Source organism: Microvirga sp. M2 (assembly GCF_047497095.1).
GTDB lineage: Bacteria > Pseudomonadota > Alphaproteobacteria > Rhizobiales > Beijerinckiaceae > Microvirga.
This window is the reverse complement of the sequence record NZ_CP134064.1, coordinates 387,577-410,605: the sequence shown is the minus strand read 5'-3', so window position 1 is coordinate 410,605 and position 23,029 is coordinate 387,577. Positions and strand designations below refer to the sequence as shown.

At 61.6% G+C, this 23,029-nt stretch carries 18 protein-coding genes; 15 read left to right on the top strand and 3 right to left on the bottom strand.

Annotation, left to right across the window (positions count from 1 at the left end):
• Positions 1–18 precede the first annotated feature (18 nt).
• The 4 genes from RE429_RS21635 to RE429_RS21620 are packed head-to-tail and all read left to right on the top strand — an operon-like array spanning position 19 to position 3,796.
• Positions 19–654: a plasmid pRiA4b ORF-3 family protein gene (locus RE429_RS21635; RefSeq protein ID WP_414471407.1), complete on the top strand. Its 636-nt coding sequence runs from the start codon at positions 19–21 to the stop codon at positions 652–654.
• A gap of 23 nt (positions 655–677) precedes the next feature.
• Positions 678–3,257: an RHS repeat-associated core domain-containing protein gene (locus tag RE429_RS21630; protein ID WP_414475405.1), complete on the top strand. Its 2,580-nt coding sequence runs from the start codon at positions 678–680 to the stop codon at positions 3,255–3,257.
• Positions 3,258–3,275: 18 nt separating this feature from the next.
• Entirely contained in the window at positions 3,276–3,497 is a 222-nt protein-coding gene (locus RE429_RS21625; RefSeq protein ID WP_414475404.1) for a hypothetical protein, read from the top strand.
• Between the two features lie 32 nt (positions 3,498–3,529).
• Positions 3,530–3,796 (top strand): hypothetical protein, encoded by a 267-nt coding sequence (locus tag RE429_RS21620; RefSeq protein ID WP_414475403.1) that lies wholly within the window; start codon positions 3,530–3,532, stop codon positions 3,794–3,796.
• Between the two features lie 141 nt (positions 3,797–3,937).
• Here RE429_RS21620 and RE429_RS21615 read toward each other — a convergent pair whose 3' ends face one another.
• On the bottom strand, positions 3,938–4,630 hold the full coding sequence (locus tag RE429_RS21615) for a GntR family transcriptional regulator (protein WP_414475402.1): 693 nt from the start codon (positions 4,628–4,630) through the stop codon (positions 3,938–3,940).
• Positions 4,631–4,910: 280 nt separating this feature from the next.
• Between RE429_RS21615 and RE429_RS21610 the strand changes: the two genes are divergently transcribed.
• From RE429_RS21610 to RE429_RS21565, 10 genes are all read left to right on the top strand, one after another.
• On the top strand, positions 4,911–5,162 hold the full coding sequence (locus RE429_RS21610; RefSeq protein ID WP_414475401.1) for a LamB/YcsF family protein: 252 nt from the start codon (positions 4,911–4,913) through the stop codon (positions 5,160–5,162).
• A gap of 60 nt (positions 5,163–5,222) precedes the next feature.
• The gene (gene pxpB / locus RE429_RS21605) at positions 5,223–6,812 is read left to right on the top strand and encodes a 5-oxoprolinase subunit PxpB (protein WP_414475400.1); all 1,590 of its coding nucleotides are present in this window, start codon (positions 5,223–5,225) and stop codon (positions 6,810–6,812) included.
• Positions 6,809–8,590 (top strand): acetyl/propionyl/methylcrotonyl-CoA carboxylase subunit alpha, encoded by a 1,782-nt coding sequence (locus tag RE429_RS21600; protein ID WP_414475399.1) that lies wholly within the window; start codon positions 6,809–6,811, stop codon positions 8,588–8,590. The genes pxpB and RE429_RS21600 overlap by 4 nt, the downstream gene beginning before the upstream one ends.
• Positions 8,587–10,413 (top strand): dipeptide ABC transporter ATP-binding protein, encoded by a 1,827-nt coding sequence (locus tag RE429_RS21595; RefSeq protein WP_414475398.1) that lies wholly within the window; start codon positions 8,587–8,589, stop codon positions 10,411–10,413. Before RE429_RS21600 ends, RE429_RS21595 begins: the two co-directional genes overlap by 4 nt.
• 76 nt (positions 10,414–10,489) lie before the next feature.
• Entirely contained in the window at positions 10,490–11,989 is a 1,500-nt protein-coding gene (locus RE429_RS21590) for an ABC transporter substrate-binding protein (protein WP_414475397.1), read from the top strand.
• A 64-nt stretch (positions 11,990–12,053) separates the two neighbouring features.
• Positions 12,054–12,977 carry an ABC transporter permease gene (locus RE429_RS21585; protein WP_414475396.1) on the top strand — a complete coding sequence of 308 codons (924 nt, stop codon included), beginning with the start codon at positions 12,054–12,056 and terminating at the stop codon, positions 12,975–12,977.
• Positions 12,978–12,982: 5 nt separating this feature from the next.
• Complete coding sequence (locus RE429_RS21580; protein WP_414475395.1) at positions 12,983–13,828, top strand: ABC transporter permease; 846 nt, start codon at positions 12,983–12,985, stop codon at positions 13,826–13,828.
• Positions 13,829–13,834: 6 nt separating this feature from the next.
• On the top strand, positions 13,835–15,574 hold the full coding sequence (locus RE429_RS21575) for a M14 family metallopeptidase (protein WP_414475393.1): 1,740 nt from the start codon (positions 13,835–13,837) through the stop codon (positions 15,572–15,574).
• 240 nt (positions 15,575–15,814) lie between these two features.
• Entirely contained in the window at positions 15,815–16,273 is a 459-nt protein-coding gene (locus RE429_RS21570) for an IS630 transposase-related protein (protein ID WP_414475392.1), read from the top strand.
• Positions 16,161–16,766 (top strand): IS630 family transposase, encoded by a 606-nt coding sequence (locus tag RE429_RS21565; RefSeq protein ID WP_414475878.1) that lies wholly within the window; start codon positions 16,161–16,163, stop codon positions 16,764–16,766. The genes RE429_RS21570 and RE429_RS21565 overlap by 113 nt, the downstream gene beginning before the upstream one ends.
• A gap of 43 nt (positions 16,767–16,809) precedes the next feature.
• Here the strand turns inward: RE429_RS21565 and RE429_RS21560 are convergent, their stop codons facing one another.
• Together RE429_RS21560 and RE429_RS21555 are read right to left on the bottom strand one after the other, a co-directional pair.
• A complete protein-coding gene (locus tag RE429_RS21560; protein WP_414475391.1) occupies positions 16,810–19,209 on the bottom strand; it encodes an ATP-binding protein in 2,400 nt (799 codons plus the stop codon).
• A gap of 47 nt (positions 19,210–19,256) precedes the next feature.
• The gene (locus tag RE429_RS21555) at positions 19,257–21,431 is read right to left on the bottom strand and encodes a putative bifunctional diguanylate cyclase/phosphodiesterase (protein ID WP_414475390.1); all 2,175 of its coding nucleotides are present in this window, start codon (positions 21,429–21,431) and stop codon (positions 19,257–19,259) included.
• A 550-nt stretch (positions 21,432–21,981) separates the two neighbouring features.
• Here RE429_RS21555 and RE429_RS21550 point away from each other — a divergent pair.
• Positions 21,982–22,980 (top strand): crotonase/enoyl-CoA hydratase family protein, encoded by a 999-nt coding sequence (locus RE429_RS21550; RefSeq protein WP_414475389.1) that lies wholly within the window; start codon positions 21,982–21,984, stop codon positions 22,978–22,980.
• The last annotated feature ends 49 nt before the right edge of the window (positions 22,981–23,029 follow it).

Below are 23,029 nucleotides of genomic sequence, written 5' to 3'. Positions count from 1 at the left end.
TGACAGGTCCACTGGGGCATGTCCTGGAAAGATCCCAACGCCCTCCAGATCAAGATCACGCTGGCCGAGATCGACCCGCCCGTGTGGCGGCGGCTGGTGGTGCCGTGGACCTGGCACCTGGGGCAGTTGCACCTTGCGATCCAGGCGGCGTTCAACTGGTGGGATTATCACCTGCACGAGTTCCGCATTGGTGGCCTGCGCTATGGCGATCCGGAGCTGCTCGAGGACGGGGCTTTCGAGGATGACGCGCGGGTGTTCGACGAGCGTGAGGTGCGGTTGCGCGACTTCGACCGGGAGCCGGGCACCTGCTTTAGCTATCTCTATGACTTCGGGGACAGCTGGCTGCACACCGTGGAGATCGAGAAGCTGCTGGCTCTCGATGCGCCTCCTCGTTTGGGGGCCTGCATCGCAGGAGCCCGTGCCAGACCGCCGGAGGACGTGGGTGGCGTGAGTAGCTATGAGCGCTTTCTCGCCATCATGGCCGACCCGAACGATCTTGAGCACACTGAGACCCGGATCTGGTGCGGCGGCCACTTCGATCCGGAGTGGTTCGATCTGGCGCTCACCGACAAGGACGTCAGGAACGCCCTCAAGCCCAATGTCCGGCGCCGCCTGCACCAGCCTAAGCCCACACGAAAAAGTCGGTCATCGTAGTTGACGCTACCCGGACATGAAAATTGTCGTTGCACAGCCCGTTGCCGGGACCGGACGATACCGTCACCTACACCTATACGGCCGAAGGCCTGCTCGAGACCGTCACCGATCCGATCGGGCTGAGAACCCGGATCAGCGCCTGGAACGGTCGCGGTCAGCCCACCGCCGCGACCGATCCGAACGGTGTCATGACCGTCTATGCCTATGACGGCCTCGGGCGGCTGACCGGGATCGTGATCGATCCGGGCCCGCAGGAGGAGCGCTGGGCCATGGCCTATACGGCGGCCGGCGATCTCGAGACCGTGTCCGAGCCTGCGGGCCGGACCCTGGCCTTCACCTGGGACGGCGCCCGGCGCCTGGTGGGGATCGCCAACAATGGGGGCGAGCACGTCACGTATGAGCGCGACGCGCTCGGCGGCATCACCCGGCGCACGCAGGCGGGAGCCGACGGGCGCATCGTCTTCGAGGAAACCGGCGCCTTCGACGAACTGGGGCGGCTGATCCGGCAGGTGGGCGGCGAGGCGCGGGCCTGGGCCTTTACCTACGACCGCACGGACAAGCTCACCGGCCTGACCGATCCGCGCGGGCACACGATCGGGCGCGGCTATGACGGGCTCGGACGGCTCCTGTCCGAGCTCGAGCGCGACGGCGGCCGGGTCGTGCACGGCTACAACCGCCGGGGCGAGGCGACGAGCTATGCCGACCCGGGCGGGCTGACCACGGCTTACGTGCGCAACGGCTTCGGCGAGGTTATCCAGGAGGTCTCGCCGGACCGGGGCACGAGCGTGTTCGACTACGACGAGCGCGGGCTTGTGATCCGCAAAGTGGACGGGCGCGGGATCGAGTCCGTCTATGCCTACGACGCGGCGGGGCGGCCGGTGGCGCGCCGCGCCTCCGATGGCTCCCTCGTGAGCTGGAGCTACGACGACAGCCGGTACGGCAATGCCGGGCGGGGGCGGCTGACCGGCATGGCGGATGCCGCCGGCACGAGCGCCTATGCCTATGACGCCAAGGGGCGTGTGGTGCGCGAGACACGCGACATCGCCGGGGCGGTGAGCACCATCGGCTCCGGCTACGACGGGGCCGGGCGGCTTGAGCGGCTGATCTATCCGTCTGGGCGCACCGTGCTCTACGGCTATGACGGGCTCGGGCGCGTGAACGCGATCGGCCTGCAGCGCAGCGCGGGCGGGCCGGTGGAGGAACTCCTGTCCGGGGTGGAATACCTGCCGGAGGGTCCGCTGCGGAGGGCGGTGTTCGGCAACGGCATGGTGCTGGCGCGCGCATACGACCGGGAGTACCGGATCGCCGCCTTGAGCGTGACGCGGGCGGATGGATCGCGGGTGACGGAGCGGGGCTACACGGTCGGCGATGGGCTCAACCTGACCGAGATTGCGACGGACGGGGAGGGCGGGCACGACGTCCTGAGCCTGCGCTACGATCCGGCGCAGCGCCTGGCTATGGCCGGGCGGATCGGGGAGCGCTGGGCGTGGAGCTATGACGCGACCGGCAACCGGCTGGCCGAGGAGCACACGAACTTAAGCGGCCTGACGCGGCGCGCCTATTCTTACGGGCCGGGCACGAACCGGCTGGCCGCGATCGTCCGCGACGGCGCGGTCGAGCGCCGCTTCGCCTATGACGGGGCCGGGAACCTGGCGCAGGAGGATCGCGGCGCGGCCTTGGCGTATGAGTATGACGGCTCCGGTCAGCTGGCGCAGGTGCGGCTGGGGCGGCTCGCCCCGGTGCGGGCGCGCTATACTTACGACGGCCGACACCGCCTGGCGATCCGCGAACTCGTGAACGGGGTGCCGGACGGCACGATCCACCTCGTCTACGACGGCGAGGATCGCCTGATCGCGGAGACGGACGCCGCAGGCGTCACGCTCAAGGAATATGTCTGGCTCGGCGAGCTGCCCGTCGCGGTGCTCGACGGCACGTCGGATCCGGCCCATCCCGGCCTGCTTTTCGTGCAGGCGGACCATTTGGCGCGGCCGGTGCTGCTGGCCGATGCCGCCGGGGCGGTCGTGTGGCGCGCCACCTACGATCCGTTCGGGGCGGTAGCCGAGATCGTGGGCCCGGCGAGCCTGGACCTGCGTTTCCCTGGGCAGTGGTTCCAGCTCGAAACCGGCCTCGCCTACAACTGGCACCGGCACTACGATCCCACCACCGGTCGCTACATCACCCCCGATCCGCTCGGCCTGCACCGGGACCCGCAGCCACCAGGACCAGCATCGTCCGGCGGCACGGTCGGTGAGAGCTTCCGGTCCTGGCTGCAGGAACTCGGCCTGCAGGCCCGACCGGTGCCGGACCAGGGCAGCAGGGTCCCGCGTGACGGGCCCAGCCTCTACGCCTACGCCCATTCAGACCCGCTCCAACGAACCGATCTAAAGGGATTGCTGTCTCCGGGACCAATGACGCCGCGGCCGCCACGTGACAGCTTGGTGCAACGCTGTCTTATGGATCCCTCTTCAGATCGATGTGCATCCATTTTAAGAGGTTGCAAACAAGGTTGCGGAGAAGCATTTGCGGATGGAGTTGTCAGAGGCCTTACAGGTTTGAGGCAGTGTATCCGGGAGTGTATGCTTTCTCATGGCTGCCTTTACTAGAAAGACGCGGAGATAATTATGTTGGATAGGAAAACGGCTAAACTTTTAAAACTCTCGCTCGAAGCACTGCGCGATAGCCTACGTGTTCCACTTGAGATTGGCAGCGATATTGAGGATATGGCCATCCGCAGATTGCTTGGTTCTCTCGGCGCTGAAATCATAGGCACTGTTGAGGTAGAGCTCCTCCCAAGAATTCTGGAGCAACACCCAGATTTGGCATCTACAGACGATCAGGCGTAGTTCAGTCTCTTGACACTGGATTCCACTAGGGAATGACATTGCCGAATGTCGACTTAATGAAAGCTATGCCAAAAGACTTCGCGATTGAAGCAAAATGCCTCACGTTGGAAGCGCTTCAGAAGCTGCATGCCATTGCGGCTCTCGAAACAGACTGGACCTCACAGGACATGCAAGAGCTTCGACGAGCGCTCGGAAAGTTCATAGGTTTGATCGACGCGCAAATCCTCTGCGCGATCTACAAGCAATTTCCTGATCTCAACGACTTGCCCGAGGAAGAGGGCTCGCAAAAGTCATCTTAGAATGAAACGGGCCAGAGCCTAGGATCCGTTCGAGGCGGCGGCCTAGATCGTGGGACTGGCCAGCTTCGACCTGCGTTTCTCCGGCAGTGCGGCAACTCCATCAGGAACGCAGGTCATGAGCCCGTCTAAAGACGAAATGCGCTAAGCGACAACGCGCGTGTAGGCGCCCAGAATAAAGCGCTCTGCTCTCAGCAGGTAGGCTTCGAGCAGCCCGGCGGCGGCTGATGCCCTCCCAGCTTCCAGTTCGCCGACAATCGCGACATTTTGATCGATGAATGGCCCATGCAGAAATTCCGGATCCCGGAGCAGGCCGAAAACGAGTCGTAATTCTAGTGCGATTTGCGCATAGAATGTTGAGAGGCGCGGACTGTCGGCCAGTTCGACGATGGCCGCGTGGAATGCAATATCGGCGCTGCCAACGCCGAGCCAATCCCTCGCCTCGCGGCAGCGGCGCGCATCCTCGACGGCGGCGCGCATGTGTTTTGCTCCCGGATGGCCGGGATGTGCCTGCGCCAGGGCCGGACATTCGATGAAGCGCCGGACGCGGTAGATGTCGATGATCGTCGACAGGCTGGGGATGGACACGAAGACGCCGCGATTGGCTTCGTATCGCAGCAGGCCTTCCTTGGTGAGGAGGCGGAAGACTTCGCGTAATGTATTGCGGGAGACCTGCAATTCGTCGCACAGCATCTGTTCGGAGAGATGGCTGCCCGGCGTGAGCATTCCTGATATTACCTGTTCCCGAATTCGCTCAGCCACGGCTTCCGCGAGAGTCTGCGGCGGTTCGGAGACGCGCGAAGTCCTTGCGGCCCTCATGCCCGCAGAAGCGGTCAATTGTCCCTCCACTCGCTGCGGTTTGCGCGGAGCCAAGCTCATTCCTCCCGTGGAACGGATTTCGACTTCTGGGTAATGCGCTTCGCAAGCCGCAACAAGCGAAGCGAAGCCCACAAACCCGCCAAGGGGCGGATTTGATTGTGCAAAACCCTCGTGGCGTACGAACGATGTGCTTTGAACGTTTTGTAGGACACTCAATAAGTTTTGTTCAACACTATAGACAGTATTGTTCGCCTTTGTTAGCACTAGCTCGGGTTCCAGGCAAGGAAGGAGAGGGCATGTGTTGACGAGCATCGGCCTCAAGAGCGACCTGGGCAAACGTTTGGGTGCCTGGAAGATGGGTGACGATGCGGCCATGTTCGACGTGGTCGGCAGCGCTGACGTCGCCTGTGGTTTTGATGTCGGCGACTCTGCCGGCATCCTGAAGGCACTGCGCGCGGCCGCCGAGCGCATCGTGGCGCTCGCCAAGCGCCTGTGCGCGCGTCCCGAGCAGCCCGGTCCCGCCGCCCTGCCTTTTCCCGTTGGCACGTGAGCCATCATGCCGTCAGCCTTGCTCTCAGCATCTCGCGATAGCTCGATACGCATCCTTCCGGTGCGTGGCGACTGCGTTCTGGTCGAGTTGGCTCATCTCGAAGAGGCGCTGGCGCTGTTCGATGCGCTGGAGAACAACCCGGTTGCCGGCATCCGCGAGGTTATTCCGGCAGCCCGCACGCTGCTCATCGCCTTCGACCCTCATACGCTGTCCAGCGAAGCCCTGGTGGACGCGGTTGCGGCACGAGCGGGCGGCGAGCGCAAGCCGGCTTCGGGTGCGCTCGTTGAAATTCCCGTCCGCTACGACGGCGAAGATCTTGCCGAAGTCGCCGCCATTCTGAACATGAGCGCCGACGAGGTCATACGCCTGCACGCTGAAAGCGAATACGTCGCCGCCTTTACCGGTTTTGCGCCCGGATTCGTTTATCTTTCGGGCGGCGATCCGCGTCTGAACGTACCGCGCCGCAAGTCGCCGCGCACACAAGTGCCGGCGGGAGCCGTCGGTCTTGCCGGTGAATTCAGCGGCGTCTATCCGAAGGCCAGCCCCGGAGGCTGGCAGCTGATCGGTACGACGCCGCTCGCTATGTTCGAGATCGATCGCACACCCGCCTCGCTGCTGCAGCCCGGTGACCGCGTGCGTTTCCGCAACATGGCGGACGGCCATGCCTATGAAGTCAAGGACCAGGAGAAGGTCTCCGCGAAACCCGGAACGGGCGCTGGGCCAGGTCAGGCATCGGCTGCGATCGAAATTCTCTCCATGGGCCTGCCGGTGTTGTTTCAGGATCTCGGCCGCCCCGGTCTGGCGCGCCAAGGCATCAGTGTCTCGGGCGCGGTCGACCGGGTAAGCCTAAAGGCCGCCAATCGCCTTGTCGGCAACCCGGCCAATGCCGCTGCGCTCGAGATCACGCTCGGCGGTTTGAGTTTCCGCATGCGTGGCCGGGGCGTCATGGCTCTGGCGGGTGCCGAAATACCGGTCGCGATTACAGATGCAAGCGGACGGAAGATTGCCGCTCCCCATCACAGCGCCATCGCGCTCGACGATGGTGATGTCGTTTCGCTTGGAAGACCGGCGGCCGGAATGCGCTCCTATCTGGCGTTTCGCGGTGGCTTCGCCGTGACGCCGGTCCTCGGCAGCGCTGCCACCGATACGCTGGCGCAGATTGGCCCGGCGGCACTTGGTGCCGGCGACGTCATCGCCATTCGGACGGCGCCCGTGGGAGCGTTCGTATCGTCGGAACAGCTGGCATTCGCCATGCCGAGCAGTGAAGAGACGGTTGCACTGGACGTGGTCATGGGTCCGCGTACCGATTGGTTCACCGACGAGGCCGTGCAGAGCTTCCTGACACAGGAATGGTCCGTGACCCCCCAGTCGAGCCGCGTCGGCATCCGCCTGAAGGGTCAGGCGCTGGAACGCCGGAACCCCAGTGAGCTGCCGAGCGAGGCCGCCGTTCGCGGGGCCATCCAGGTGCCGGCCAGCGGCCAGCCGGTCCTGTTCCTCGCCGACCATCCGCTCACCGGCGGCTATCCCGTCATCGCCAATCTCGCCGGCCATCATCTCGATCTCGCCGGTCAAATTCCCGTCGGAGCACGCATCCGTTTCAATGCGGTCAACCGTTTCGCTCCCTACATCACTCCCGGAAAACACGCATGAAGAAGGTTCTGATAGCAAACCGCGGCGAGATCGCGGTCAGGATCATCCGAGCCTGCAAGGATTACGGCCTGACCTCCGTCGCCGTCTATGCCGACGCGGATTCCGACGCGCTGTTCGTCGCAATGGCGGACGAGGCTTACGCGTTGAACGGCACAACAGCCAGGGACAGCTATCTCGATATCGGCAAGCTGATTGCCGTCGCCAAGCGCGCCGACGCGGACGCCGTGCATCCAGGTTATGGTTTCCTGTCCGAGCGCGCCGAGTTCGCCGAGGCCGTCATCGGCGCCGGCCTGACATGGATCGGCCCCGATCCGAAGGTTATCGAGGCTCTCGGCGACAAGCTCGAAGCGCGCCGCATCGCCCAGAAGGTCGGCGCTCCGCTGGTCTCCGGCAGCGACGGCGCGATCTCCAGTTCGGCGGAGGCGCTGGCTTTCGCCAGGAATTTCGGCCTGCCGATCGCCATCAAGGCGGCGCACGGAGGCGGCGGTCGCGGCCTGAAGATCGCCCGCCGGCTTGACGAAGTCGAAGATCTGTTCCTATCGGCGACCCGTGAGGCGGTGGCCGCCTTCGGCCGCGGCGAATGCTATGTCGAGCAGTTTCTCGACCGCCCGCGGCATATCGAGGCGCAGGTGCTGGCGGACCGCCTCGGAAATGTTCTGGTCGTCGGAACTCGCGATTGTTCGCTGCAGCGGCGCAACCAGAAGCTCGTCGAGGAGGCACCCGCGCCGTTTCTGTCCGCGGAGCAGCGCGAGACGATCCATAAGGCGGCGCGCGACATCTGCGCCGAGGCGGGTTACACGGGTGCGGGTACCGTCGAGTTTCTGCTGAGCGCCGATGGTGTGATCTCCTTCCTCGAGGTCAACACCCGCCTCCAGGTCGAACACCCCGTGACCGAGGAGACGACCGGTCTCGACCTCGTCGTCGAACAGTTCCGTATTGCGGAAGGTCTGCCGATCAGCGTCACGGAGATGACCGAACCGCGCGGCCACGCGATCGAATTCCGCATCAATATGGAAGATCCGGGACGCGGTTTCCTGCCGTCGGCCGGCGAGATCACCACGTTTGCGGCTCCTGGCGGCCCGGGTGTGCGGCTCGATTCCGGAATCGCTCGCGGTTCCATCATTCCGCCGATGTTCGATTCTCTGGCTGCCAAACTGATTGTCTGGGGCGCGACGCGCGAACAGGCGATCGCCCGGGCACGCCGCGCGCTTGGCGAATTCGAGATCGGCGGCGTGCCATCCGTCCTGCCGTTCCACCGCGCCGTCATCGAGCATCCGGACTTCGCCTCGGATTTCCGCGTCCATACGCGGTGGATCGAGACCGACTTCACCGAGGCGCTGGAAGCGGCCAGCCGGCCCGTGCCGGTGGCCGATGCCGGGCTGTTGCGGGGGCATGTCGAAATCGACGGAAAACGTGTCGAGATCGGCATTCCCGATGCCTTTCTCCGTCTGCTCGGCCCGATGCCGGCATCGTCCGTCCGATCGACGGTGCAAGAGAGCGACGGGATCGATTCGGAGGCCGTGCTGGCGCCTGTGCCCGGCGTGCTTGTTCAATGGAATGTTGCCGATGGCGCTATCGTAAAGACGGGTGACGTATTGGCCGTGATGGAAGTGATGAAGATGGAGACCGCCGTAACCGCGCCGGTCCCCGGTGTTCTCACCATCCTGGCCGAAGCCGGCTCCTCTCAGACCGCCGGCGCGGTCCTCGCCCGTATCGCCGGCGAGAGCGGCGCGGCCAAGACCAGTACAGCGCAGCCCAAGCCGGAGACACGGATATGACGACACCGACGGACAATCGCAAACCGCTTCTGTCGGTCGAAGGTCTCAGCGTCGAATTCGGCGGCAATCGCGTCGTGGACGACCTGTCGTTCACGGTTCAGGCGGGAAAAACGCTCGCGATCGTCGGCGAGTCCGGCTCCGGCAAATCGGTGACTTCGCTTTCGGCCATGCGGCTTGCAGACATGATGGGCGCGAAGTTCGCGGCCGGCCGCATCCTGTTCGACGGGACGGATCTTCTCAAGGCATCTCAGAAGGAGATGCGGTCGATCCGCGGCAAAGAGATCGCCATGATCTTCCAGGAGCCGATGACGTCCCTGAATCCGGTCTTCACCGTCGGCGACCAGATCTGCGAAGTGCTGATGCTGCATGAGAAGATGGGCAAGGCCTCCGCGATGGCCGAGGCCCGCCGCCTGCTCGACATGGTGCGCCTGCCCGATTCCGCAGCGCTTCTCGGCCGCTATCCGCACCAGCTTTCCGGCGGCATGCGGCAGCGCGTCATGATCGCCATGGCGCTCGCTTGCCGGCCGAAGCTCCTGATCGCCGACGAGCCGACCACGGCGCTCGACGTGACGATCCAGGCGCAGATCCTCAACATCATGCGTGATCTCCAGACGACGCTCGGCATGGGCATGGTCTTCATCACTCACGATATGGGCGTGGTCGCCGAGATGGCCGATGACGTGGTCGTCATGTGGAAGGGCCGAAAGGTCGAGGAGGGGGCGGTCAGAGAGATCTTTGCCAATCCGCGCCATCCCTATACGCAGACGCTTCTCTCCGCCGTTCCCCGTCTTGGCAGCATGGCCGGGGAAGAGTTTCCGAAGCGGATGCCGCTGACGGTTCTTCAGAACGGCGAGCCGACGACGGTCGGCGAGGAGCGCGTGCAGAATACGGCGAAATATGACGAAAAGCCTCTCCTGTCCGTCAAGGACCTGTTCGTCCGGTTCGACATGCGCAAGACGATCCTCGGCAAGGTGACCCATCGCCTGAGCGCCGTCTCGAAGGTCGGCTTCGACATTTACCCGGGCGAGACGCTGGCGCTGGTCGGTGAATCCGGGTCCGGCAAATCGACGATCGGTCGCACGATCCAGCAGCTGCAGACGGCCATCTCGGGCGAAATCTCGTTCAATGGAAAGAGCTATTCGTCCATGTCGGCGGCGGAGCGCTTCCGGATGCGACAGGAGGTTCAGTACATCTTTCAGGACCCCTTCGCCTCGCTGGATCCGCGTAAGACGGTCGGTTTCTCGATTGCCGAGCCGATCAACACGCATGGCCTTATGTCGGATCGCAAGGCGGTCCAGCGCCGCGTCCATCAGCTGCTGGAACGCGTGGGTCTGAGCTCCGCGCACGCCGACCGCTATCCGCACGAGTTCTCGGGCGGCCAGCGCCAGCGCGTCTGCATCGCCCGCGCGCTCGCATCCGATCCGAAGCTGATCATCGCGGACGAGGCCCTTTCGGCGCTTGACGTCTCCATTCAGGCGCAGATCATCAATCTGTTCATGGACCTGCAGGCGGAGCGTCAATTGGCCTATCTGTTCATCAGCCATGACATGGCGGTCGTCGAGAAGGTGAGCCACCGCGTCGCCGTTCTCTATCTCGGCCAGATCATGGAAATCGGCACCCGCCGCCAGGTCTTTGAGAAACCGGCGCACGATTATACGCGCCGGCTGCTGTCCGCCGTACCGGTCGCCGATCCGAACGCCGAGCGCAATTCGACGCTGCTCGAAGGCGAGATCCCCAATCCGGTACGCCGCGTCGGCGATGAGCCCACGATCCTCACGCACGAGGAAATCAATCCAGGCCACTTCGTCGCGACGAGTGCCTGAACAACCGCGAAGAATCGCAACTTTCTGAGAGGAACAGGTAATGAATACAATCAAAAGACGACTAGCAGGGTCCTTCATGGCCATCGCCCTTTCCGGCGTGGCGTTCTCGGCTGCCCCCGCCCTCGCTGCGGGCAAGCTCACGGTGTCCTCGCCGCAGGACCCGGGCAGCTGGGATCCGGTCGACACCTTTTTGGTTCAATGGGCGGCGGTCGCCACCAATATCTTCGACGGACTGACCTATCGCGGCCCCGACCTGAAGCTAGTTCCCGGCCTCGCGGAATCCTGGGAAGAGCTGGACCAAGGCAAGCGCATCCGCTTCAAGCTGCGTCAGGGCGTCAAGTTCCACGATGGCGAGGACTTCAATGCCGAGGCCGTCAAGTTCACCTTCGACCGTCTGCTCGGCGAGCAGGGCGCCAAGGGCCCGCAGCGCTCCAACTATACGGCGATCGAAAGCGTCGAGATCGTCGATCCCTTCACGGTCGATATGAAGCTCAAGGCTCCCGATCCGGTTCTGCTGACCAAGCTGGCCGGCTATGGCGCGATGATCGTGCCGCCCAAGTACATCAAGGAAAAGGGCGAGGACAATTTCAACGTCAATCCGGTCGGCACCGGGGCGTTCAAATTCGTGTCCTACACGCCGAAGGTCGACATCAAGCTCGAAGCCAACCCTAACTATTGGGGCGGCGCGCCGAAGCTCTCGGAACTCGAGTACCGCTTTATCACCGAGCCTTCGACCGCTGTCGCCGAACTCCAGGCCGGTCGTGTCGATCTCGTCATCCCGCCGACGATCCCGATCGGCATGATCCCGGTTATCGAAGGGGATTCCAAGCTGCAGATCGTCAGCGTTCCCGGACCAACGGTCGACGCGCTGCGCTTCAACACCCGCGACGGCATTACCGCCGATCCGAAGGTACGCAAGGCGCTCACCATGGCGGTCGATCGGGCGACCATCGTGAAGTCGCTGCTCGCCGGCCAGGCGGCCGAGATCGCTTCGTTCCAAGGCGAGCTTTCGTTCGGTTACGACCCGGCCCTGAAGCCGCTGCCCTTCGACCCCGCAGGCGCGAAGAAGCTGCTCGCGGAAGCCGGCGTCAAGCCGGGCGCAACGGTGCAGATCGACATCCGCGGCAATGACGCGACGATGAACGAAGTCGCGCAGATCGTCGCCAGCTATCTTCAGGCCGTCGGCGTCACCGCCACGATCAAGCCCTACGAAACCAACGTTCTGTTGAATGACATCATCCCGCAAGGCAAGACCGGTGCGATGTTCCAACAGAAGTGGGGCGGCTGGACCTTCGATTACGATAACACCGCCTATTCCATGTACCACTCGGGCGAGCGCTGGAATCCGTATGACAAGGACGACAAGCTGGACAAGCTCCTGGAATCCCAGCGGCCGCTGACCGATCGTGCCGAGCGTGAAAAGATCCTTCGCGAGATCGCGGCTTATGCCGCCGACCGCGCGCTGGAACTGCCGCTCTACAATACCAAGGCGATCTACGGCGTCAGCAAGCGCGTCAAGGGTTTCGTACCGGCGCCTGACAACCGCATGAAGTTCACCGACGTCACGGTGGAATGATCCGAATCCGGCGCCGCCGCCAGGAAGGCGGCGGCGCTCCCTTTTCCGTTTCGGGAACAAAAACGTGGCCGGCTTCCTCATCAAACGCTTGCTTCAGGCGATCTTCATCGTGATCGCCATCACCCTTCTCGTATCCTTCGCCATTCGCCTGACGGGCGATCCGGCCGTGACGATGTTTCAGGGCGGCGGCAGCATGACGGAGGATGACCTCGCGCGCATCCGGCAGGCACTCGGTGTCGATAAGCCGTTCCTCGAACAATACTATCTATTCCTGAAGGGGCTCATGACCCTGGATATGGGGCGCAGCTTCGCCGGCAATGCGCCCGTGACGACGCTGATTGCTCAGGCGCTTCCCGCGACCCTGCTGCTCGCCTTCATCTCGATCACGGTTTCGATCGTGCTCTCCATCCCTCTCGGCATCAAGGCGGCGACGGCGCGCGGGAAGTGGGCGGACCAGGTCGTGCGCATCCTGTCGCTTGTCGGCCTGTCCTTCCCGAACTTCTGGCTTGCCACCATGCTGGTGCTGCTGTTCGCCATCACGCTCAATCTCCTGCCTCCGAGCGGCATGGTCGGCCTTTCGAGCTATATCATGCCGGCCCTCACCATGGGGATCATCCTGACGGCCACGAACGTGCGCCTGGTACGGACCTCGATGCTGGAAACGTTGCAGTCGCAGTACATCATGGTCGCCCGCGCGAAGGGCCTGAGCGAAACCAAGGTCCTTTACAAGCATGCGCTCCGCAACTGCGCCATTCCGCTCATCACCTATTTCGGCATCCAGTTCGGCGGTCTTCTCGGCGGCATCGTCGTCATCGAGCGGGTGTTCAACTGGCCCGGACTCGGCACGCTGGCATTCGATGCCGTCGGGGCGCGGGACTTCCCGGTTCTCCAGGGCGTGATCACCGTTCTTTCGTTGATGATCGTCGGCATCAATCTTCTGGTCGACATCGCCTATGGCTTGATCGATCCCCGCATCCGCACGGAGTAACCGGCATGGCCGCAACCCTGTCCCGTTCGTCACGGTTCATGAGTGTCGAATTCATTCTTGGCGCACTTCTCACCAGCGTCATCTGCCTGGCCGTGCTGTTTTCCGACCTGTTGTTTCCCGGCGGCGCCGATAAGATCGATCTGATGGCACGCCTGGCGAGGCCCTTCACCTCGGCTGCCCACCCCCTTGGCACGGATCCGCTTGGCCGCGACGTGCTGGCGCGTGTCGTGATGGGCGGCAAGATTTCGCTGCTCGTCGGCATCACGTCCGTCGCCGGAGCCGTCGTGTTCGGAGTGATAATGGGCCTTATCGCCGGTTACTACCGTGGCTTTTGGGATATGCTCGTGATGCGCTTCGCGGACATCCAGCTCGCGATGCCGTTTATCCTTCTGGCCATCACCTTCACGGCCATTGTCGGCGGCAGTCTGACCAACACGATCATCCTGCTGATCGTGTCGCAATGGGTGCAATACGCCCGCCTCGTGCGGGGCTCGGTGCTCTCCTTGCGCGAGCGTGAATTCATTCTATCGGCCCGCGCCATCGGCGTGAGGGATTGGCGCATCATCTTCCAGCACCTGCTGCCCAATCTGCTTGGCCCCGTCATCGTGCTGATGACCCTCAATGTCGCGACGAACATCCTGCTCGAGAGCAGCCTGACGTTCCTGGGCATGGGCGTCGATCCCACCATCCCGAGTTGGGGCGGAATGCTGGCCGACGGACGCACCTATCTCCAGATCGCCTGGTGGGTCAGCGTCTTTCCAGGCTTGGCCATCATGCTGACGGTGCTCGGCCTGAACCTGCTTGGGGACTGGCTCCGCGACAGCCTCGATCCAATGGGCAGAACAAGGTAATTCTTGATGAGTGAGATTTTTTCCAAGTCCTTCGAGCGCAGTCTCGAACAGCTCGTGGCGCGCGCGGTTCCGGGACAGTCCTTCGAAGCGTGGACCTTCGACGATACGAGAAGCCGGCGGACAGCAGAAAAAGCGCTGGCGGACAAAGGTGTCACCGCACGTATCCGAAGCGCCTACAAGCCGCTTCTCTTTGCATTTCTCGAGGATATCGATCTCGTCGGCGTCACCGCGATCGAGATTCGCTATCCTGTGCATCCCGCGGCTCCTGCCAATCGATTCCGTCTCGAGGCCTATCCCCTTGCCGCGCTGGTCGGCGAGGCGAAGATCGTGTTCCTGCCCCGCGAGGACAACGAACTCTGTTACGACGTGATCCTCACCCGTGCCGGCTCGCCCGAGATGCTGAAGGTGCTCGTGCCCAACCGCGTTCACTCGGATATCGTCGGCGAAATGAACCTATCGCCGACCGGCTGGCTCCGGTTCGCCGGCGATGAGCAGGGCGAGCGGCTGGAGACCGATTACGAGCGCTTGTTCGAGACCACCGTCCAGGCAATAGCGGGTCACGAATGGGGCAACGAAGAGCCTTACTTCCCTGAGCTCAACATTCGCGTCGTCCATCCGGCGGAAGACCTGCCGCTTCCCGTCGGCGACGAGGTCGTCAGCCTGCGAGAGGCGATGCACGAGGACTTGTACTTCTCGCTGCTGGAATTCTTTCAGAAGAAGTCGGGTCGTCCGCTCGGCGACCGAGGGCTGAAGCCCGGTCAGATCGTCCCGGAGATCGTCAAGAGCGAGAGCGCCATATCGGTTCGCGTCGAGCTACGACCACTCACGACAACCTTCCATGACGGGTTGGACCAATCGGTCGATACCGCAAGCGAACCATTAGCCGCCGGACAGATTACGCGCTTGCTCTCAGATATCGGCGGCGAAGAGTTCGATGCACTTTCGCGTTCGGGCAGGAATCTGTCGGGCCGCTATCTCAAGGGCGGCGATGCCGCGGTGATGATCAGCGGCGGACAACACCCTAACGAGACGACCGGTATCGTCGGCGCTATTCGCGCCGCTCGCCTGCTCAAGCAACGCGCGAATGCGCATTTCACCGTCTCGCCGTTGGAAAACCCCGACGGATATGCACTGCATCAGCGCCTGCGCGTCGACAATCCGCGGCATATGCACCATGCCGCCCGCTACACCGCGCTCGGCGACGATCTGGAGTATCGAACGGAGGAGAACGCGGGCGTCCATCTCAACGAAAAGTTCATCCGCCTCAAGGCGCAGCAACTGAGTGGCGCCGGGTTGCATGTGAACCTTCATGGTTATCCGGCGCATGAGTGGACACGACCGCTTTCCGGCTATGTGCCGCGCAACTTCGCCATGTGGACGCTGCCCAAAGGTTTCTTTCTCGTTATGCGGCATCACGCCGGGTGGGAGGCGGCAGCCGAGGCGGTGTTGGACCATGTGACGCGCCATCTCGGCGCCATTCCGGGCCTCTTGGACTTCAACGATCGCCAGATCGCGCTCTACGAGATCCACGCGGGCGAAACCGGCTTTCGCGTCATCAACGGCTTTCCATGCCTTTCCTCGGTCGACGATCGGCATACGGTGCCGCTGACGCTCATCACCGAGTATCCTGATGAGACGATTTACGGCGACGAGTTTGTAGCAGGGCATACTGCGCAGATGGAAACAGTTCTTTCTGCCTATGAGGCATGGCAGAAACTGCAATCACAAAGCCTTACATCGGTTTGAGCCGCGCCTAGAGCATCGGACCCAAAAGTGGATCTGCACTTTTGGGCTCGATCCGATGCTCTCCTTTTAGATGAGCGCATCGTTTGAGCGGCCCCAGCGGGCCGCGCTAGCGAAAACCGGGTCCACTTTTCCGCACGATGCTCTAGAGCAACGGCAGTTCTGACGGAGTCGTTGGGGCTATGCGGCGTGGCGACTTCGTGATTCACTTGTCTCAGCCCTCTTTCTGGGAGGAGATGAGCGATGACCAAGTCCTACTCGCTGGATCTGCGCCGCCGGGTGGCGCGCTTTGTCGAGGCCAGCCATTCCTGCCATGAGGCGGCCCGCCACTTCGAGGTCTCGGTCGCCTTTGTGGTCCGGCTGATGGCAGCCTATCGGGCCACCGGCAGCTTGGCGCCCAAGCCGGAGGGCGGCTGGCGCTACTCCAAGCTCGATCCGCATCGCGATTTCCTGCTCCAGCGTGTGGCCGAGAAGGGCGACATCACCATGCCCCAACTGGCCGCAGAACTGGCGGCCCGCGGCACGAAGGTCACGCCTGCTTCGATCTCGCACTGGTTCATCCGCCAGGGCTACAGCTTCAAAAAAAACGCTGCGGGCCAGCGAACAAGGACGCGCCGACGTGCGCCGGGCGCGCGAGCACTGGCGCGCCAAGCGACAGCCCCGTATGCGCCAGGAGCCGCATCGGCTCGTCTTTCTCGATGAGACCGGCACCTCCACCAAGATGACGCGTCTGCGCGGCCGCTGTCCCAAGGGGCAGCGCCTGTATGCGAAAGCGCCGTTCGGGCACTGGCTGACCCAGACCTTTGTCGCCGGGCTGCGCTGCTATGGGCTGACAGCTCCGTGGGTGATCGACGGGCCGATGACCCGGCAGATCTTTGAGACCTATGTCGAGACCCAGCTTGCGCCAACGCTGTCGCACGGCGACGTGGTGATCCTCGACAACCTGCCGGCGCACAAGAGTGAGAGGGCGGCGCAGTGTCTGAAGCAACGTGGCGCCTGGTTCCTGTTCCTGCCCCCGTACAGTCCGGACATGAATCCAATTGAGCAACTCTTCGCCAAGATCAAAGCGCACCTGCGCAAAGCCGAAGCCCGCACCTTTGACGCGCTCTGGCGGGCCATCGGAGACGTCTGCGATCGGGTCGAGGCCGAGGAATGCCGCAACTACTTCACTGCTGCCGGATATGGATTCGTCTGAACCGCCGTTGCTCTAGCATGGCCCACCGGGTCCGTACGATGCCCTATGGGCTGGCTGGTTCGAGTAGATACTCCGTTAACAGGCTATGGGTACGCGCGAGTTCGCGCGCCAGGTGTTCAACCTGGTCTGGGCCGTTTGCCGCGAGATCGGTGCTCGTAATGCGTCTCCAGCCGATGCAGATCTCATGCACCGTCTTTGCTCCCACATTCGCGGATGCGCTCTGCAAGCCGTGAGCTTCGACGCGAAACCGGTGCGTGTCGCCCGACGCAGCTGCATTCCGCAACTCGCCGACAAGATGGTTGGCATCGGAGAAAAACTCTTCCACAAGGCCGCGAACGAAATCCCGTCCGCCCAGCTGTTCCAGCTCCCTGAGCACGGCTTCGTCGATAGCGGGGGAGGGGGCGTCCGTCGAGGAAACACGCGCTGGGGCGCTTTCGGCCGGCGTTGACGTGCGCCGGGCGGCGACGTGGTCCTCGATCGCCTTGAGAAGCGTTGCTGGCTGTACGGGCTTTGTCAGGCAGGCATCCATACCTGCGCCGAGTGCCTCGGCAGCGACTTCCGGTGTAACGTCGGCCGTAAGGGCGATGATCGGAGTATGGCTGCCCTGGGGCTCGGAAAATCTGAACAGTTTGGCGGCCTCGATACCGGTCATGACCGGCATGTTGACATCCAGGATGACCAGATCGAACGATTCCTCCTCCAGTGCGCTGAGTGCGTCCTCCCCATTGCGGACGCATCGTGCCGTATGTCCGCCGCGCTCCAGAATCTTCGAGACGACCGTTCGGTTTGTCGCATTATCGTCCGCCACAAGGATCGAGAGAGGACGCGATGCGCAGGGTAGATCGATCCCGCTCGGGTCGCTCCACAACGCCTGAGCCCAAGACGTTTGCGCAGCCGCTGCAACCGAGGCCGCCTGAGCTTCGCTTCGCACGAAGTCGAGCGGCAGGATGCTGCTTGACACATGCATCAGTTCCGACGCCGTGAAGCTCCGGGACGTACCGGGGCGTATGAGAACGGGAGGGACAGGAAGGTTTGCCGTTTCGATTTCTGCGGCAAGGACGTTGTCCGGCAGGTCGCTATAGTAGAACGGCACGACCTGCCGGTTTCTGTTCCGCCAAAGCCATTCGCTTCCCTCGGACAAGGTCTGGGCGACAGGAATGTCTTCTCGGTCTCCGAGTCGGGATGCAATGGCGTGTACGAGGCTGGGCTCGTGGCAGACCAGGAGGGGTTGGATCATCTGCGACGGTTGACCGCCCGCAGCCTCCGGATCCAATGCCCTCATCGGGAGCGTAAACCAAAAGCGACTACCGTGACCTTCCCTGCTTTCAACCCCTATCTTGCCGCTCATGGCATCGACCAGTTGCCGGCAGATGGAAAGCCCGAGCCCAGTTCCGCCAAAACGGTTGATGATGGTTTCATCGGCTTGGGTGAAGCTCTCGAAGATTCGTCCAAGCCCGTGGGGCGCAATACCGATGCCGGTGTCGGATACGAGAAAGCGAACGAAAGTCTGTTTACCCTCGGTGATAGGGTGCGCCGCGAGCGTGACATACCCTTTCTCCGTGAATTTGACGGCGTTGCCAAGGAGGTTCAGTAGAATCTCTGCCAGGTGGTGCTTCGGTCCATGCAGCTGCAGAGGAGTCTCCGGAGCGATATGGATCGTCAATCGAAGCCCTTTCTGTTGAGCTTGGGTCAGAACCATCGCCCGGGCCGTGGAAAGGACTTCGGAAAGATCGAAGTCCACCTGATCGATCGGCATCTTCCCTGCTTCGATGCGGGACAGGTTCAAGATGCCGTTGATTTGCCGGAGCAAGGACTCGCCGGCTGAACCAATCGTTCGAACGATGCCGCGCTGTTCGACGTCGAGAGGTGTTCCCGACATGAGACCCGAAAGACCGATGATTGCGTTCAGCGGAGTTCTCAGCTCATGGCTGACGCTCGCAAGGAATAACGTCTTGGCTCGATTTGCCGCTTCTGCCTGCGCCTTCGCATTGGACAGCTTGCGGATCAGCGTACTTGCATAGAAAGGGAGAATGACGAGGCTCAGCAGTAGGCTTACTGAGAGATAGATGTCATTGTACCATCTCGGCGTTGTATAGATGACGATTGCAAAGCACATAACCGAGACGGCCAGCGCCACATAGAGGAACCGGACGCCAAAACGAAACCCGTTTCCAAGCGTAATCCATAGGTAAAGCGGAAAAAGGACGGCGGATGTCTCGCCAACGTAGTGAAGTTGAATGGATGCGGTGGTAAGATCACTGATAATGGCAATAGTCCGGCGGGCCATCGTTTGGTGGGGCCTGAGGAGAATATGGACGACGATGCCGACCGAGACGAATGCGAAGACAGTTGCGCTGATCAGCGCCTCGCGAGGCACCGAAGGATTGATCCAGTAAGTGTAAGCTGCGATCAGGCCCAGAAAGATGATCCTATTCAGGCTCATCTCGTGCTCGCGATCGGGGCTATACCTAAGGCGCGACAGGATACCGGCTAGCACGCGCTTTGAGTCCTCTTCGGCACACTACTCTGCCTCGATAGATGATACTGAGGATTCTCCTTGAGAAGGTTCTCGAAGACGTCGGACGGTACCGGTCGACTGAACAAGTAACCCTGAGCTTCGTCGCAGTCATGGTTGAGCAGACATGCGAGTTGAGGGCTCGTCTCGACACCCTCGGCAATCACTTTCAGATCAAGGCTTTGGGCCAGGGAGATGATCGTCCTGACGATGGCCTCGTCACGACTCCCGGCGAGGAGATTCGAGATGAACGAGCGGTCGATCTTCAACGTGTCGACTGCAAAGTTCTTCAAATAACTGAGGGAAGAGAAGCCCACTCCGAAGTCATCGATTGCGATCCTCACCCCGAGTTTCTTCAGTCTCCGGAGGATCTGCTTGGTTCGCTCGACGTCCTTGAGAAGACTGCCCTCGGTGAGTTCGAGTTCGAGGCATTGCGGATCCAGACCGGTCACCGTGAGGGTATTTTCGACAAGACCGACAATATCCTGGCGAAGAAACTGCATGGGCGACAGATTGACCGAGATGCGGAGTGGGCAGTACGGCAGGTTTTGCCATGCGGCGGCCTGGGTGCAGGCCTTCTTCAGAACCCATGCGCCGATTTCATTGATCAGCCCTGTCTCTTCCGCAATATCGATGAATGAGGCGGGCGAGGTCAGGCCGAATTCAGGCCTGACCCATCGCAAAAGCGCTTCCGCCCCTACAATCGATCCCGTCTCCAGATCGATCTGAGGCTGGAAGTGGAGCTCGAACTGTTCCCGGGTAATCGCATTACGGAGGTCGACCTCTAAACCGATGTTGTTCCATGAGATTCTGTCCAGCTCGGGCGAGTAGAACCGCAGCGTGTTCCTTCCTTCGGCCTTGGCTCGGTACATCGACAGATCAGCATACCGGAGGAGGTTCTCGGCACTCCGGCCGTCGCGCGGCGCCAGCGTGATGCCGATCGTGCACCCTATTCTGATCTCACTTTCTTCAAGCAGGAAAGGAGCAGACAGGGAATCGATGATCTTGCGCGCGAGCTCTTCCGCATCATCCGGGGACCTGATGTTCGCCTGAACGACGACGAACTCGTCACCGGACATCCTCGCAACGAGGTCGGTGCTCGATACGATTCCGAGGAGGCGGCTTGTCACCAGTTGGAGCATTCGGTCTCCTCCGGCGTGACCGAGAGCATCATTGACCGCTTTGAAGCGGTCGAGGTCGATCAGGAGGACGGCAAACCCTGCTCCTTCACCGGAGAGCTTCTGGCCGATCCACTCGTACAGCATTCTTCTGTTGGGAAGATCGGTCAGCGTGTCGTGCAGTGCAATGTGCCGCAACGTGCTTTCGGCTTGCTTTCGCTCGGTGATGTCGACCGACGTCGTCAGAACGCTTGTTTCGGCCCCCGAAAAGGCGTGCATTGACGTCTTCGTCGTCAGGAACGTCCGCTCGGCCCCGGCGATGTCGAGCAAACTCTCTTCGTAGTTGACGGACGTCTGCTGGTTCCCCCCGACGGCCTTATGAATCTGGCGACTGAACTCCGGCTTGTTGCTGCGGAGGATAGCACTCAGCCGTTTTCCCGTCAGAGCTTCTGGGGTCGAGTTGACGAAATCGGCAAAGTAGGCGTTTACGAAAACAATGCGGTCGTCCTTGTCGGTCGCGCTGATCAATGCCGGCACAGTATCAATGACCTGGGCCAGAGCTTCCCGGCTGCTGCGGACCAGCTCCTCTTGGGAGCGCTCGCTGATACGGAGCTGTTGTTCGAGGGCCTGGGCACGGCCTTTGATCTTCTGCTGCTGGCGCTGCAGCTTAAGCAGATTGCGAGCACGGGTGACGAATTCATAATGATCGACCGGGGATCGCAGAAAGTCCGTCGCTCCCGCTTCCAATGCGCTGAGCCGGAAGGCTCTGTCATCGTAAGCGGTAATTACGATAATCGGAACGTCGATCCCGTTGGAACTGTTCCTGACGTGCCTGGTGAATTCGGCGCCGTCCATGCTGGGCATTCGAAAATCTGTAATGATGAGATCAGGGGTGTTGCCTTCGAGCCATGCAAGAGCTTCCACGGGGGAGGCGAAGGCATGCACCCCTGCGCCATCCTCAATCGTCTGAGCGAGCCGGGAATAGATGTTGCGGTTGGTGCTTTTGTCATCGAGGATCAGAATAGCTGTCATGTGTCATCCTCGGCCATCCCCGGCCTGTCAGCTCGATCCAACCTCTGGTGTCGCTGAGCGTGCCCCATGAGCAACTTGGGCGGTCGACCTACCTCGTTGCTGCCGTTTCACAAGGCATGCCGCGTGTTCAAGCGCGAGCTCCGTTTGTCCCTCTCGAGAAACCCTCTGGTTATGCGCAGATCGCCGATTTCGCATTTCTTGACCCTCCTCCGAAAGCGACATGGCGATTGCCTAGAGCATATTATTCATATCGCGATTACGTAGGGATTGTATCCTGTATACTTCGTCTTCTATGAATTTGGTTAATTCAATTTCCCGTATCGAAATACCGCTGTTCGCGGACGCCAAGAAAAGAGGCTCTCTTTGATGGTTTCGCATGGTCGAAAGCGGTCGATGTTAACCAAGTCGCTCGACAAATCTTCCTAGGTGCTACCCATGCGACCGTTAAAGGATCATTATCCTTAAGGAAGGTTGCCTCCGATAGGTGTGCACCGCTCGACTGCGAGATGACACTCGCCGTTTTGATGAATTCTCTATGATGGAGAGCAGGATGCGATCGCCGTTGGTCAAAGCTGATGACCATCCCGTTTCTGACATTCAGTCCGTTACGGATCTGGAAATACCAACTCCTATCACGCCGGGGCCGATATCCGCGCCCGGCTCGGCACGACCTCACTCAACCAGCCTCTTTCTGCCATACATCGACGTCAAAATTGACTTTGAGCAGATGATCTATTGGGCGGCCATGCGTCCGAGCCAGCAACCGATGATCACGATGGAACTCCTTCGAGACATGATGTGCGTACAGGAATCGGTTCGTGCGATCGTGGAGGAGGGCAATCGCGAACAGCGTGAGCATTTAGAGTACTTCGTCGCCGCATCTCAGACACCCGGCGTCTATAACTTCGGCGGGAACTTGGCCTACTTTGCCGACTGCATCCGGCGCAGGGATCATGAGGGACTGCGGGAGTACGCCTATGCTTGTATCGACGTGGTTTATGGGAATGCGATGGCGTTCCATACGCCTCTGATCACCATTGCACTGGTGCAAGGTGATGCGCTGGGCGGTGGATTCGAATGCGCACTGTCCTTCGATGTTCTTATTGCGGAGAAAAGCGCGAAGATGGGGCTGCCGGAGGTGCTGTTCAATCTTTTCCCTGGGATGGGAGCGTTTAGCCTCTTGTCCCGCAAGATCGGTACGGCCTCTGCCGAGAAGCTCATCATGAGCGGCAATGTCTATTCCGCTGAAGAACTGCACCGGCTCGGTGTCGTCGACGTTCTTGCCGAGGATGGCCAAGGAGAGAACGCAGTCCGGGACTATATTGCGCGCAATAGGCGCAAGCATAACGCCCATAGCGCGATCTACCGCTCGAAGAGGCGGATCAATCCGCTGAAGTATGAGGAACTGCGAGACATTGTCGATATTTGGCTCGAAGCTGCAATGAAACTGGGGGAGCAGGACTTGCGTAAGATGACGCGGCTCGTCGCGGCGCAAGACCGCCGATTGGATCGACGGGAAGAGACCGTCCGACGGGTAACGTCAGGTTAGAGTGTTATGGGATGGAACGGAAGCGCGGGATCTGACGCGATGCCGCTCA

Bases quoted from the DNA above. Each gene is read 5' to 3' on its own strand.
- RE429_RS21590 (WP_414475397.1), top strand. From the start codon at position 10,490: ATGGCCATCGCCCTTTCCGGCGTGGCGTTCTCGGCTGCCCCCGCCCTC.
- RE429_RS21595 (WP_414475398.1), top strand. From the start codon at position 8,587: ATGACGACACCGACGGACAATCGCAAACCGCTTCTGTCGGTCGAAGGT.
- RE429_RS21575 (WP_414475393.1), top strand. From the start codon at position 13,835: ATGAGTGAGATTTTTTCCAAGTCCTTCGAGCGCAGTCTCGAACAGCTC.
- RE429_RS21580 (WP_414475395.1), top strand. From the start codon at position 12,983: ATGGCCGCAACCCTGTCCCGTTCGTCACGGTTCATGAGTGTCGAATTC.
- RE429_RS21570 (WP_414475392.1), top strand. From the start codon at position 15,815: ATGACCAAGTCCTACTCGCTGGATCTGCGCCGCCGGGTGGCGCGCTTT.
- RE429_RS21620 (WP_414475403.1), top strand. From the start codon at position 3,530: ATGACATTGCCGAATGTCGACTTAATGAAAGCTATGCCAAAAGACTTC.
- RE429_RS21555 (WP_414475390.1), bottom strand. From the start codon at position 21,431: ATGACAGCTATTCTGATCCTCGATGACAAAAGCACCAACCGCAACATC.
- RE429_RS21625 (WP_414475404.1), top strand. From the start codon at position 3,276: ATGTTGGATAGGAAAACGGCTAAACTTTTAAAACTCTCGCTCGAAGCA.
- RE429_RS21600 (WP_414475399.1), top strand. From the start codon at position 6,809: ATGAAGAAGGTTCTGATAGCAAACCGCGGCGAGATCGCGGTCAGGATC.
- RE429_RS21550 (WP_414475389.1), top strand. From the start codon at position 21,982: ATGCGATCGCCGTTGGTCAAAGCTGATGACCATCCCGTTTCTGACATT.
- RE429_RS21560 (WP_414475391.1), bottom strand. From the start codon at position 19,209: ATGAGCCTGAATAGGATCATCTTTCTGGGCCTGATCGCAGCTTACACT.
- RE429_RS21635 (WP_414471407.1), top strand. From the start codon at position 19: ATGTCCTGGAAAGATCCCAACGCCCTCCAGATCAAGATCACGCTGGCC.